Annotated in this window: 13 protein-coding genes; 11 read left to right on the top strand and 2 right to left on the bottom strand. The window is 69.5% G+C overall.

Going from position 1 to position 12625, the window contains the following annotated elements:
• The first annotated feature begins 12 nt into the window (after positions 1 to 12).
• The 3 genes from ACIBL4_RS06525 to ACIBL4_RS06515 all read left to right on the top strand — a co-directional run bounded on the left by ACIBL4_RS06525 (position 13) and on the right by ACIBL4_RS06515 (position 1936).
• Complete coding sequence (locus ACIBL4_RS06525; protein WP_399407107.1) at positions 13 to 447, top strand: hypothetical protein; 435 nt, start codon at positions 13 to 15, stop codon at positions 445 to 447.
• Positions 448 to 547: 100 nt separating this feature from the next.
• A complete protein-coding gene (locus ACIBL4_RS06520) occupies positions 548 to 1204 on the top strand; it encodes a hypothetical protein (RefSeq protein ID WP_399407105.1) in 657 nt (218 codons plus the stop codon).
• A 177-nt stretch (positions 1205 to 1381) separates the two neighbouring features.
• Positions 1382 to 1936, top strand: coding sequence for a hypothetical protein (locus ACIBL4_RS06515; protein ID WP_399407103.1), 555 nt, complete (start codon positions 1382 to 1384; stop codon positions 1934 to 1936).
• A gap of 230 nt (positions 1937 to 2166) precedes the next feature.
• Here the strand turns inward: ACIBL4_RS06515 and ACIBL4_RS06510 are convergent, their stop codons facing one another.
• The gene (locus tag ACIBL4_RS06510; RefSeq protein ID WP_356929341.1) at positions 2167 to 2532 is read right to left on the bottom strand and encodes a DUF192 domain-containing protein; all 366 of its coding nucleotides are present in this window, start codon (positions 2530 to 2532) and stop codon (positions 2167 to 2169) included.
• Positions 2533 to 2850: 318 nt separating this feature from the next.
• Here ACIBL4_RS06510 and ACIBL4_RS06505 point away from each other — a divergent pair, with 318 nt between their 5' ends.
• The 6 genes from ACIBL4_RS06505 to ACIBL4_RS06480 all read left to right on the top strand — a co-directional run bounded on the left by ACIBL4_RS06505 (position 2851) and on the right by ACIBL4_RS06480 (position 7465).
• Entirely contained in the window at positions 2851 to 3510 is a 660-nt protein-coding gene (locus ACIBL4_RS06505; RefSeq protein ID WP_399407101.1) for a hypothetical protein, read from the top strand.
• Positions 3507 to 4535 (top strand): hypothetical protein, encoded by a 1029-nt coding sequence (locus ACIBL4_RS06500; RefSeq protein WP_399407099.1) that lies wholly within the window; start codon positions 3507 to 3509, stop codon positions 4533 to 4535. Before ACIBL4_RS06505 ends, ACIBL4_RS06500 begins: the two co-directional genes overlap by 4 nt.
• A 225-nt stretch (positions 4536 to 4760) precedes the next feature.
• Complete coding sequence (locus ACIBL4_RS06495) at positions 4761 to 5168, top strand: hypothetical protein (RefSeq protein ID WP_399407097.1); 408 nt, start codon at positions 4761 to 4763, stop codon at positions 5166 to 5168.
• Between the two features lie 78 nt (positions 5169 to 5246).
• Positions 5247 to 6125, top strand: coding sequence for an LLM class flavin-dependent oxidoreductase (locus tag ACIBL4_RS06490; RefSeq protein WP_399407095.1), 879 nt, complete (start codon positions 5247 to 5249; stop codon positions 6123 to 6125).
• Positions 6126 to 6215: 90 nt separating this feature from the next.
• Complete coding sequence (locus ACIBL4_RS06485; protein ID WP_399407093.1) at positions 6216 to 6668, top strand: GNAT family N-acetyltransferase; 453 nt, start codon at positions 6216 to 6218, stop codon at positions 6666 to 6668.
• Positions 6665 to 7465 carry a class I SAM-dependent methyltransferase gene (locus ACIBL4_RS06480; RefSeq protein ID WP_399407091.1) on the top strand — a complete coding sequence of 267 codons (801 nt, stop codon included), beginning with the start codon at positions 6665 to 6667 and terminating at the stop codon, positions 7463 to 7465. The genes ACIBL4_RS06485 and ACIBL4_RS06480 overlap by 4 nt, the downstream gene beginning before the upstream one ends.
• Positions 7466 to 7493: 28 nt before the next feature.
• Here the strand turns inward: ACIBL4_RS06480 and ACIBL4_RS06475 are convergent, their stop codons facing one another.
• The gene (locus tag ACIBL4_RS06475; RefSeq protein ID WP_399407089.1) at positions 7494 to 8678 is read right to left on the bottom strand and encodes a winged helix DNA-binding domain-containing protein; all 1185 of its coding nucleotides are present in this window, start codon (positions 8676 to 8678) and stop codon (positions 7494 to 7496) included.
• 555 nt (positions 8679 to 9233) lie between these two features.
• On the opposite strand from ACIBL4_RS06475, the gene ACIBL4_RS06470 reads away from it, so the two are divergent.
• Together ACIBL4_RS06470 and ACIBL4_RS06465 are read left to right on the top strand one after the other, a co-directional pair.
• Positions 9234 to 10007 carry an isoprenyl transferase gene (locus tag ACIBL4_RS06470; protein ID WP_399407087.1) on the top strand — a complete coding sequence of 258 codons (774 nt, stop codon included), beginning with the start codon at positions 9234 to 9236 and terminating at the stop codon, positions 10005 to 10007.
• 944 nt (positions 10008 to 10951) lie between these two features.
• Complete coding sequence (locus ACIBL4_RS06465; RefSeq protein ID WP_356929349.1) at positions 10952 to 12277, top strand: PhoH family protein; 1326 nt, start codon at positions 10952 to 10954, stop codon at positions 12275 to 12277.
• The last annotated feature ends 348 nt before the right edge of the window (positions 12278 to 12625 follow it).

The raw sequence follows: 12625 nt of genomic DNA, 5'->3' as shown, positions 1-12625 counted from the left end.
GAGTGCCCCTCGATGAGCGTGCAGCAGTACATCGCCCGCATCGACGAACTCCTGGCCCGCCCCCTGACCGGCGGCGACGCCTACCACCTCGTGACCCTGCGCGAGAGCAGGGACTTCGCTCCGCCGAACGACGACTGGAACGAACTCATGCGGACCAGCGAGGAGTTCGAGGCGGAGCTGAAGGACCTGGCAGCGGCGTTGGACGCCCGGTGGGGTCCGCACGGGTCCATGTCCATGGAGGACTACGCCAACGCCTTCCTGGACCCGGACGACGACGAGCTCCCGCCCTTCTTCCGGGAGCTGTGCGAGAGCGGATACTTCGGCGACCTCCTGTACTGGCGGGTCGGCGACCGCCTGGTCGCTGCGAGCGTCGGCCATGAGGACAAAGAGGAGCCGGTCGTGCTGTTCGCCGGGGTGACCCGTTCCGATGAGGGGTTCCCCGACTAGGACGCCCACGAGGGCTTTTCCATCGCGGCGTTGCTCCCATCGCGGGATAGCTTTGGTTCGTTCGCTGAAGCCAAGCCTCGCCTCTCACCGGGAGCCGACCGTGAACCGCCGCCCCACTTTCCTCGCAGCGCTCACGCTGACTGCCGCCGCGGCCCTGACGCTGTCCGCGTGCGGGAGCGATGACAGCTCCCAGGGCAAGGACAACGACAAGATCGCGGGAGCCGATACCGGTGCTGGCAACGCCTCGCCCAGCGCATCGGTCCAGCAGGCCGCCGGTCGCCCGGAGATCAAGCTGCCGTCCGACCTGACCATGACCTTCGAAGGCGGCAAGACGGATGACGCCGTCAAGGACGCCGTACTCGCTGACAACGCCGAGCGTATGCGCTCGGTCAACGCGGCGATTGCGGGAACGGACCCCAAGGCCGAGGCGCTGAACTTCTACAACACCGGCAGGGCGCTGGAGGCGGCCGCGGTCTGGGTGGACAAGTTCAAGAAGGCCGATCTCGGCATCACGGGCACCATCCGGTACTACGACCGGACCGTGACACTCGATGGCAGCAAGGCGGCCTCGGTCGTGTTCTGCGCCGATGAGAGCAAGGGCTACGCCAAGGACCTCAAGACGAACAAGCCGAAGGTCACCACGCCCTCCGATGAGGACTTCATCCTTTACAACACGCGGTTGGAGAAAACCAGCGAGGGGGTCTGGCAGACCACGCGCATCGTTTCGACCGCAGGAGCGAAGCAGTGCCTGAAGTGAAGCGGAGCGCGCTCGGAGGCCTGGGGGTCTGACCAGGACGACTCCGTTCCTCGCCCAGTTCGCCGATGAGGTAGCCGCGGCTGCCGGGCGCATGGCGCCAGCGACACGAGGGAATACTGCCTGCCGAACACCGGAGCCGAGGCATGCACGCCGGAGCACAGCACACGGGGGAAGTCCATGGCCGCGACGGCAGCACGCGGACTGCGCAGAAGTGGAGTTGTACTCGCCGCACTGATCGCCTTGACGGCGGCGGCCGGCTGCGGAAGCGACTCGGACGAGCCCGCGAAGGCATCGTCGTCCGCACCCGGTGAGCGGCCCTCGAAGGCCGATTCCACGAAGCAACCCAAGCCCACTCCCGAGCCCAAGCCCTCGGTGTCGGCCGCGGACGGCCGTGACATCACCGCCTGCGCGGACGGCAACTGCGAGATCGCTGTCTCCGAGTCGGTGAACATCCCCTTCACGGGTCCGCGCGGCCCGGCCACCCTGTCCGTCACCGAGGTCGGCCCGAACAGCATCGCGTACACGGTGAAGTCGGGCAGAGGCCAGTCCAAGGGCAGCGCGAGCGGCCCGGGGCAGGGCTGTATCACCGTCCTCCGCAGCAACGGCAGCGGCAACTCGTGCGGCGGCCTCGGGGACGCTGATCGCCCGAGCCCGCAGCCGGACGCGGTGGTGATCCAGGCGGCGGCCGGGGAGGACGGTACGGCCGTGCTCCAACTTGTGTCGGACCGATGACCGCGCGGCTTTCCGCGCTTCATGGCTTCATCCTGAAGGCCCTGCCGGCCTGAGCTGCCGGGCGGCCGAACGTACGCGTCGGGCGGGCCGCCGTGTCCCAGGCGAGATCTGTCCCGGGGCCCGGGCCGTGTCGGAGCAAGCCCCGGCCAAGAAGGTTGAAACTCGACATCTACGTGGAGGACGCCCTGGTCAACAGGAGAGCCTGTCCGCGCCCGGCTGGGGGTGAAGTGCTAAGTGATGACCTCGACCGACACACCTCCCCGCACCCCCCACCCCGCCATCACCCCTGCCTCCGCCTCCACAACATGCCGGGCACGCAGCCGCGGCATCCCCAACCGCCCCGGCCGCATGGTCCGCACGGCGATGACGCGAAGGTGCCGATCGAGATAGGCGACATCGATCGGCATGCGCATACGAAAGGTGTGCACGCTGTTGGCGGGGGAGAGCAGGATCGCCCCCTCGACGGAGTCCCGCCCCAACAGCCCCTTCGTCCGGGCGCGGTAGGAGGTGGCGATCTCCAAAGGAACAGTGACAGGCCCTTCACCACCCCCATGCACGACCAGTTCCCCGCGACCGTCCCGCCAACGCCGCCCCATCCGGGCCCCCTCCGACCGCGCCGCCTGCCACTTGCCAACGGCTGTACGAACCCGAACGTATCCATGGAGGCGTAGGCCTCACATGGGTCCACGGGCCCACGCCCTTTGCTGGTTCCTGAGTGAAACGCCCGGCATGCTGTCACGCCTGACGGACGGATTGGCGCGTTATGCAACCGTTACGGCTTGAACTGGTCAGCGAAACGCCGATTCCTCCGCATACACCCCGTGAGTTGACAACCTTCACTCTGGTGCGGCTCCACACCGCTGTATAGCTTTGGTTCGCTCAAGAGAAGCCTCGCCTCTTAACGGGAGCCGACCGTGAACCGCCGCCCCACCCTCCTCGCAGCGCTCACGCTGACCGCCGCTGCGGCCCTGACGCTGTCCGCGTGCGGGAGCGATGACAGCTCCAAGGGCAAGGACAACGACAAGATCGCGGGAGCCGACACGGGAAGCGAGACCTCGGCGTCCCCGCCCAAGTCCGACCCGGTTGCCGCCGAACGTCCGAAGATCGACCTGCCGTCCGACCTGTCCTACACCTTCGACTGGCCCAAGACCGGGGACAAGGAGGAGGACGCGGTCCTTTCGGACAGCGAGCAGTCCATCAAGGCTGTGGACTTGGCGATCGTCAACCAGAACGCGCTCGACAAGCCGTACCTCTACTACTACGAGGGCGAAGCCGCCGCCACGACGCAGAAGTTCATTCAGAACTACGTCGATAACAAGGCCGCCATCACGGGCGCCTACCGCTTCTACGCCCCCCAAGTGGCGGTTGACAAGGACGGTACGGCGTCGCTCAGTTACTGCGAGGACCAGGGCAAGGCGTATGTGAAGTACCTCAAGACCGACAAGGTCAAGAAGACGAAGGTCACTGCCAAGAGCTACGTCATCTACCACACGTCGCTCAAGAAGAACGACAAGGGTGTCTGGATGATCCAGAAGGTCGTTTCGCAGAGCGGGAGTCCCAAGTGCCAGCCATGACACGTCCGTTGCCGACGCTCTCGACGCTGGTCATAGCCGGCACGTGCTGGTCTGTCCTTGCATTTCCCGGCGTTGCCCACGCTGACGACACACTGGGTGACGGCACACAGGGCGCCGAGCAGGGCGCCAACGCCAGCAAGGACGGCACCCTTTCCGTCACTGCGGGCGGCGTCGTCTTCGACCGTTCGAAGAACGGAAGCGGTAACTCCGCGGGCGCACTGACGTCGTCCACGTCCTGGACGCCCCCGCCGTGCTGGTACGCACCGAAGTACACCCCGGAACAGCTGCAGAAGTACCTGGAGCCGACCTGGGAGGCTGGTTCGACGGGCTACGAGTGGGACGCCAAGCAGCGGGACCGCTACGTCAAGGGGCATCCCTACAAGGACTTCAACAAGGACAAGACCGGCAAGGGCTACTTCTGGGACTCCTTCGTCAACAAGGCCTTCCCCCCGGGCTGGGACTCCTGCGACGAACCCATCTTCTGGGTGGACCAGGGCGACCCCCCGCCCGCGAACATCAAGAATGCCGTCACCCCGAAGATCCTCGCCGAACTCGCCTACGCGGAGATCCGCGTCCCCAGCACCAAGGTGACCCTGGCCCCCGCCCAGGCGACCAAGGTCAACCTGCCGACCTGGGCCTGGCTGGACGGCGCCGAGTTCCAGCCGGTCTCCGTGACCGCCTCCGTCCCGGTGCTGGGCATCCAGGCGACCGCGACGGCGGAACCGGTGTCGCTCAGGATCGAACCGGGCACCAAGGACGCCGTGACCTACCCGGCCTCCGGCGTCTGCGACATCGACAACGGCCGCATCGGTGAGCCCTACGCCAAGGGCAAGGCGGACCGGACCCCGCCCTGCGGAGTGAAATACCTGCGCTCCTCGGGCGACGGCACCTACCCGCTCCAGGCCACCGTCACCTGGGAGATCCGGTGGACCGGCACCGGCGGAGCGGGCGGCGACTTGCCCGACGGCACCTTCGGCGCCACGCAGAACGTGGTCGTACAGGAGGTCCAGGCCGTCAACCGCTGACACCGAGGTCTGGTTCGCCGGGGATCCCCGCTTCGCGGCGTCATTGCTGTCCCCGGACGTCGACGCCTCTATGTCATCTGCCAGCGCTCGAGCTACGGAGGCATTCCTGCAGGAGCACAAGCAGCCGGCCCGCAGGCTGTCGAACGCGCCCGTCCCGCAGGTATCCGGGGTCGAGGGTGCGTCCTCAGGGGTAGCGGGTGCCGACGGCCCTCATGGTCACTTGCTGTGCAGGCACGGCGCATCCTGAAGGCGTATCCCTGGCAGACACACAAGACCCCGGAGAGCGGGATCGGGCAGATTCCCGGAGCGAAGCTCGGCGACGTTTGGCTGGCGTTCCCCAACCCGGACCGGCCTGACGATGGTGTTCACATCATCCTTCACGGTCATGCGCGGTCCGCATGGTGGCGCCGTCGTCTCGGGCGCGGTTATGTGATCGAGAAGACAGCCCAGGTGGCCGACATCTGGTCCGCGGGTGACCCACGATTCGCCGGAGTCATCGCGGTACCCGGTCCCAAGCGCCTGTTCGTGCTTTACCAGCTCGCCGGGCTGAACGCCCGTGCCGACGGGGAGCGGAGCGCTTCTCCCGAAGCGGTGGAGCGGGACCGCCGTGCCGGGGGCCGTCTGTCCACCTGACGTCGGCGTTCACCGGACCGTCTCCTCAGCTCTTGCAGGTGTTGTTCGTCGCCTTTCGGACTGGGTATGAAGGGCCCCATGACCACACTCGGCGCCGTCTTCCGACCCCAACTCGCCCCCGAGCGCCTGCGATCGGTCTGTGAAGTGGCAGACAGTGCGGGCCTCGAAGAGCTCTGGCTCTGGGAAGACTGTTTCAGAGAGGGTGGCATCTCCACCGCCGCCGCTGCCCTCGCCTGGACCGAGCGCGTGCGGATCGGTGTCGGGCTGCTGCCCGTGCCGTTGCGGAACGTTGCCATCACCGCCATGGAGGTGGCCTCGCTGCACCGGATGTTTCCGGGGCGGGCCATCGTCGGTGTGGGGCATGGCGTGCAGGACTGGATGGGGCAGGTGGGGGCGCGGGTCGAGTCGCCGGTGACCTTGTTGCGGGAGCATCTCGTCGCGCTGCGGGCTCTGCTGGGCGGGGAGCGGGTGACCACCGACGGGCGGTACGTCAGGCTCGACGACGTCGCCCTCGACTGGCCGCCGGAGGGTGGCGGGGGCGGGGTGCTGGCCGGGGCCACGGGGCCGCGTTCGCTGCGGCTCACCGGGGAGGCCGCCGACGGGACCATTCTCACCGCCGCCACCAACCCGGAGGGCGTGTGCAAGGCGCGGCAGCTCATCGAGGAGGGGCGGGAGACGGCCGGTCGCGGGGCCGGGCCGCACCCGGTCGTCGTGTATCTGCTCACCGCCACCGGGGCCGACGCCGCCGACCGGCTGCGTGCCGAGCTGGCCGACGAAGGGCTCGAATCCGTTCCGGACCTCGGTGTCGCCGGGGACGCGGGTGCCGTGGCCAAGGCCGTCGAGCGGCTGGTCGAGGCCGGGGCCGACACGGTGGTCCTCCAGCCCACCGGTGACGAACCGGACCCCGAGGGTTTCGTGCGGTTCGCCGCGGAGGAAGTACGGCCGCTCGTTCCGTAGGCCCAAGGCCCAAGGCCCTGAGGCGAGGTGGGGCCCGCGGTGCGACGGCTCCGCGGCGCCGTTGTCAGTGGCCGGTGCCACACTCATGGCATGACTACCGAAGACGTGCGGCTGCGCGATGTCGTGGAAGACGATCTCGAAGCGTTCTGCGCCTACGAGCAGGATCCCGAGGCAGCCCGGCGGTCGAGGTTCACGCCCCGGCCGCGGGAGGCCTTCATGGCGCACTGGAAGCAGCGGGTCCTCGGCGACGACGCCAACTGCGTGCAGACCGTGACCGTGGACGGTGAGGTCGCCGGCAGCTTCGTCGCCTGGTGGGATGAGGACCGTCGCTTCCTGGGGTACTGGCTCGGGCGCGCGTACTGGGGACGCGGCATCGGCACCAGAGCCCTGGAACTCTTCCTGGAGCGGGAGCGGAACCGGCCCCTGCACGCCGATCCCTTCAGCGGTAACACCGCTTCCGTACGTCTCCTCGAGAAGCACGGCTTCCGTCCCGCCGGCACCGTCCAGTACGACGACGAGCATCTCCTGCTCGTTCTGACGTGACCGGGCACCGCACGTTCGAAGACCTCGTCGCCGAAGGCGCCTCCGTCCCCACCGAAGGCTGGGACTTCTCCTGGTTCGAGGGGCGGGCCACCGAGGCCCGGCCCTCCTGGGGGTACGCGACGTCGGCGGCCGCGCGGCTGGGGCGGGCGTCAGCCGTGCTCGACATCCAGACCGGCGGCGGGGAAGTGCTGGACTTCGCTCTCGCCCAGGCCCCGAAGCGGCCCCCGCTCGTCGTCGCCACCGAGGGCTGGCCGCCGAACGTGGCCAAGGCGACGGCCCTGCTCCGTCCGCGCGGAGTCGCGGTCGTCGCCGCGCCCGAGGACGCCCCGTTGCCCTTCGCCGACGGTGCCTTCGACCTGGTCCTGAGCCGGCATCCCGTCCGTCCGCACTGGGCTGAGATCGCCCGCGTCCTCCAGCCCGGAGGGACGTATTTCGCCCAGCACGTGGGACCGGCCAGCGTCTTCGAACTCGTCGAGCACTTCCTCGGGCCCCAGCCGGACGAGGCGCGCAGCGGGCGGCACCCCGAGCGCGAGCGGGCCGGCGCCGAGGCCGTGGGGCTCGACGTCGTCGATCTGCGGGCGGAGCGGCTCCGCATGGAGTTCCACGACATCGGCGCGGTCGTGCACTTCCTGCGGAAGGTGGTGTGGATGGTGCCCGGCTTCACCGTCGAGGCGTACGAGCCGCAGCTCCGCGCACTGCACGAGCGGATCCAGGCCGACGGGCCCTTCGTCGCCCACAGCACCCGGCACCTCTTCGAGGCTCGCAAGCCGGGCAGTCCCAGCGCCCCACCCACCTGACTCAGCCGCGCCTCACCGCAGCCGCCCCTCACGCATGCGGGCCCACCCTCACCTCTCCCACCACCAACTCCGCCTTCGCCTCCAGCACCTCGCCCACCCGCTCCACCTGCTCACCCAGCTCCCGTTCCTGCCGTGCCGTCAGCCGGACGAGGGGCTCGACGGTGACGGTCGTACGACGGCCCTGGCGCCGCTGGTGCCAGACGCCCGCCACCACCCCGTCGACCAGCAGCACGGGATGGTTGCCCGCCTGGCCGCCCGCCAGGGCACGCTCGTAGGCCGCACCGGGGAACAGCCGCTCGCGGGGCTGCGCGGCGATGACGTACGCGTCGAAGTACGGCAGCAGCCGCACGCCCCGCGGGGGCCCGTCAGGGAAGTCGGTGTCGCCCGCGGCCACCCACGCCCGCGTGCCCTCGAAGTCGACCTCCTCGATGTCACCCGCGGCGGCCAGCTCCCGGAACACGGTGCCGGCCCAGCCGGCCGCCGCCGCCAGCCACTTCGCGAAGTGCTGCGGCGTCGCCGGTCCGTACGCATACAGGTAGCGGCGCACGAGCGCCCCCAACGCCCCGCCCGTCCCTCCGCCCGTCCCCCCGGCTGGGTCCGCTGCCGGATCCACGGCCGGCGGGCGCGTGTACGTTGCCTTCCGGCCGCGGTTCGGGCCGAAGCACAGCGTGCCTGCCCAGCCCGCCCGGTGCAGCACCTGCCGCCAGCGCGGCCAGAGGTCCTGGAAGGCCGGCATCACGCGGTCGCCGGCCCACGGGCCCGTCCGCGCGACGATCTCCTCGGTCAGTTCGTCGAGCGTCAGACACGTGCCGTCGAGTGCTTCCCCGATCGCCGCCACGACCTGTGCGGACTGTTCCTCGGTGAGCCGTACGTCGGGCGGGAAAGGGCTCGGCCCGGTCGGGATCGCGGTCAACGCGGCCGACCAGAGGGGGAGTTCCCGGGCCGGGAGGAGATGCACGGTGCCGCGCGGACCGTACGTCTTGATCAGTGACCGTTCGTCCCAGAGAGCCGTCCGTACGTCAGCCCTGGTCAGCGCGGACGTCCGCACGCCCACCGACACCTCGGCCGCGGACAGCACCTGCGCGTGCGCCCCCATCATCACCCCGACCACCTCGGCGACCTGCGTCCCGTCCCCCGTCGGCGCGGCCAGGAACTGCCGCTCGGTCCGCCGTGCGCTCGCCGCGTCCCACGTGATCCCAGAGATGGTCGTCATGGCACGACGCTAGCCCCGAAAGAGGACAGAAAGTGACCTACTCCGGGTGTGGGGGTCAAGGACATGTTCGGGGTCGACGTCACCCATTTGGGGGATACGGTGGACAAGTCGGCGAGCGAGCCGCAAGATGCAGCAAATCATCAGGATCCCGCCTCAGGGCACACGATTCCCCTGCGTATGGGCTGTGTAGGGGTTGCGTTTCGGCCAGGGGTAAGCCATGAGCGAGAGGTTCCGCGGGCATCACGGCGTCGTCGGGTGGCTCCGGAGAGTAGTTGTGGCACGCCGATGCACGCAGCATCACTTACAAAGGGTTATGGTGGAAACCCCCCCTCGGGCCGGTCCGTATCCCCCCCACGGACCGGCCCGTTTTTTTGTGCGCCGTGGCCGTCCGGAACACCGGCCGGAATTCTCCGTTCCGCACCCGCGGGCGGCCCACGGCGGCAGCGGGGGTAGGCTTCGCCTCCGGGGACTGCCACACGGACAGGGACCGCCCGCGGCCACGACCGGGCCGCATGCCGCGGCCTGTCCGATCCGTACGGAGGGGCTGACGATCACGTGAACCTGCGCGACAAGCTGCGTGGCCTGCTGGTCAGGCTGTACGCACGCCGGGTGGAAGGCCACCTGGACCACGCTCAGGTGCCCAAGCACATCGGCGTCATCATGGACGGCAACCGGCGCTGGGCGAAGGCCGCCGGTTCCAGCACCGTCCACGGTCACCGGGCCGGTGCCGAGAAGATCGAGGAGTTCCTCGGCTGGTGCAGTGAGACCGACGTCGAGGTCGTGACCCTCTGGCTGCTGTCCACGGACAACTTCGACCGGCCGCAGGAGGAGCTCGTCCCGCTGCTCGGCATCATCGAGGACGTCGTGCGCACCCTGGCCGCCGACGGTCGTTGGCGCGTGCACCACGTGGGCACGCCCGATCTGCTGCCCTCCGGGATGCAGACGGTGCTGAAGGAGGCCGAGGAGGCCACCGCGCACGTCGACGGGATAGTGGTCAACGTCGCCATCGGCTACGGCGGCCGCCAGGAGATCGCCGACGCCGTGCGCTCCATGCTGCTCGACGCCCAGGAACGGGGCACCTCGATGGAGGAGCTCGCCGAGGCCGTCGACATCGACATGATCGGGCGTCACCTCTACACCAGCGACCAGCCCGACCCCGACCTGGTGATCCGCACCAGCGGTGAGCAGCGCCTGTCCGGATTCATGCTCTGGCAGACCGCGCACTCCGAGTATTACTTCTGCGACGTGTTCTGGCCGGCCTTCCGCAAGGTCGACTTCCTGCGCGCCATGCGCGACTACGCCGCCCGCCACCGCCGCTTCGGCGGCTGAACCGCGCTACGTCGGCCCGCTCCGGGCGGCGATGGCGGCTGGACCGCGCTCTGCCGGCCCGCTCCCGGTGGCAACGGCGGCTGAGACGTGCTACGTCAGCCCGTCCCCGGCGGCCATGGCGGCTGAACCGCGCTACGTCAGCCCCCCGGCGGCAACGGCGGCTGAACCGCGCTACGCAGCCCGCTCGGGACGGCGACGGCTGCTGGACCCCGCTCTGCAGGCCCGCTCCCGGCGCTTCGGCGCTGAGACGTGCTACGTCAGCCCGTCCCCGGCGGCCATGGCGGCTGAACGTGCTACGTCGGCCCGCCCCGGCGCCATGACGGCTGACCGTGCTACGCCGCCCGCTCCCGGCGGCGACGGCGGCTGGACCGCTGGACCCCGCTCCGCAGGCCCGCTCCCGGCGCTTCGGCGGCTGGATCGCGCTTCACCGCCCGCCCCTGGCGGCCATGACGGCTGAACCGCGCTACGCCACTTGACTGAACCTCGCTATGCCGCCCACCCCCGGCAGATGGACCGCGCTGCACCGCCCGCCCCGGCGCCCACGACCGCCGGGCCGCGCTCCGGCGCGCGCCGCCGGACGCGGGACTTCGCGGGGCCGCGCGGGCCGCCCGGTACCGCGGTCGCTGCACGTCGTAAACCTTCCCGGTACCCCTCCCAAGGAGCGTGTAACGCGGAGTTCACCGGACCGCCGTCATATGCCGTGGCATGGCGACGCCCGTTCGAGGGCATAAGCCAGTCAGGTCGACGCCCGAACCCCGGGTGTCGGATCTCAGCGGACGGCACGGGGCCGTCCGCCCGGGAGGCCCTTTGCACCAGCCCGATCGTGCGGTCACAGCACGGACGAAGAGGCGGAGGGCCGGTTCTCGGCCCGCGCAGGGCGGCCGACGACCGGTCCAGCTCCACTCCGTCGCTCCCCGACCTCATCCGAGGGGGTACGTCCTTCCGTGGTGACCAGCACAAAGCGCCACAAGCCCGACCGGCGCACGTATGTTCTCGACACCAGCGTCCTGCTGGCCGACCCGAACGCCCTGAGCCGCTTCGACGAGCACGAGGTCGTGCTTCCCATCGTCGTGGTGACGGAACTGGAGGCCAAGCGGAACCATCCCGAACTCGGCTACTTCGCCCGGCAGGCCCTGCGTCTGCTCGACGACTACCGGGTGCGGTACGGCCGCCTCGATGCCCCCATCCCCACCGGGGATCTCGGCGGAACCGTCCGTGTCGAGCTCAATCACTCGGACCCCAGCGTGCTGCCCAGCGGCTACCGCCTGGGGGACAACGACTCCCGCATCCTCGCGGTCGCCCGCAACCTCCAGGCCGAGGGGTTCGACGTCACCGTCGTGTCCAAGGACCTCCCGCTCAGGATCAAGGCGTCCTCGGTCGGGCTCCTCGCCGAGGAGTACCGCGCGGAGCTCGCCATCACGGACTCCTCCGGCTGGACCGGAATGTCCGAACTGACCCTGACCGGCGAGCAGGTGGACATCCTCTTCGAGGAGGGGCACGTCTACGTCCCCGAGGCCGCCGACCTGCCGGTGCACACGGGCCTGATGATCCAGTCGGAGCGCGGCAAGGCGCTCGGGCGGGTCACGGCCGAGGGCAACGTCCGTGTCGTACGCGGGGATCGCGAGGCGTTCGGCATCAAGGGCCGCAGCGCCGAGCAGCGGATCGCGCTCGACCTGCTGCTCGATCCGGACGTCGGGATCGTGTCGATGGGCGGCCGGGCCGGCACCGGAAAGTCGGCGCTGGCGCTGTGCGCGGGTCTGGAGGCGGTGCTGGAGCGCCGCCAGCACCAGAAGGTGATGGTCTTCCGTCCGCTGTACGCGGTGGGCGGCCAGGAGCTCGGCTATCTGCCCGGCTCCGAGGCGGAGAAGATGAGCCCCTGGGCGCAGGCGGTGTTCGACACGCTGTCGGCGGTCACCAGCCGGGAGGTCATCGAGGAGGTCACCGCCCGCGGGATGCTGGAGGTGCTGCCGCTCACCCACATCCGCGGCCGCTCGCTGCACGACGCGTTCGTGATCGTCGACGAGGCCCAGTCGCTGGAACGGAACGTACTTCTTACCGTTCTGTCCCGTATCGGGGCCAATTCACGTGTGGTTCTCACCCATGACGTGGCGCAGCGGGACAATCTGAGGGTCGGTCGGTACGACGGAGTCGTCGCCGTCGTCGAGAAGCTGAAGGGGCATCCGCTTTTCGCGCACGTGACCCTGACCCGGTCCGAGAGGTCGCAGATCGCTGCTCTTGTGACCGAAATGCTCGAAGACGGACACATCTGACCGTCCTGCCCTGAACGGGGGCGGTTACGCAGTAGTTGGCGCCGTCCGGAGAGGCGAAGAGCCTAGCCGGGCGGCGCCTTCGCGTGTGGACTTTTCTGTGAATCTCCCGCGTCAAACGGGATGTGAGCTTTCACACGCAACTCGGAATTGCCTAGCCCCGTCGAGTTGCGGCAGAGTCTCACTCCTGTCAGGCCCCGCATACGACACACCTGTACCCCCAGCGGTACGGCACCACTAAGAGCACAGCTTCAACTTCATAGCGATGTCGTATGCCGCCCGAGCACTACGCGGCGCTCCCGTGAGGGAGTTGCCCACCGGGCCCGCGCCTCCCGTGACCCCGCAGTTGGG

The sequence above is a fragment of the Streptomyces sp. NPDC050416 genome (assembly GCF_044458845.1).
Taxonomy (GTDB): Bacteria; Actinomycetota; Actinomycetes; order Streptomycetales; family Streptomycetaceae; genus Streptomyces.
The sequence above is the reverse complement of the archived record's forward strand: the minus strand, read 5'-3'. Positions and strand labels throughout refer to the sequence as shown.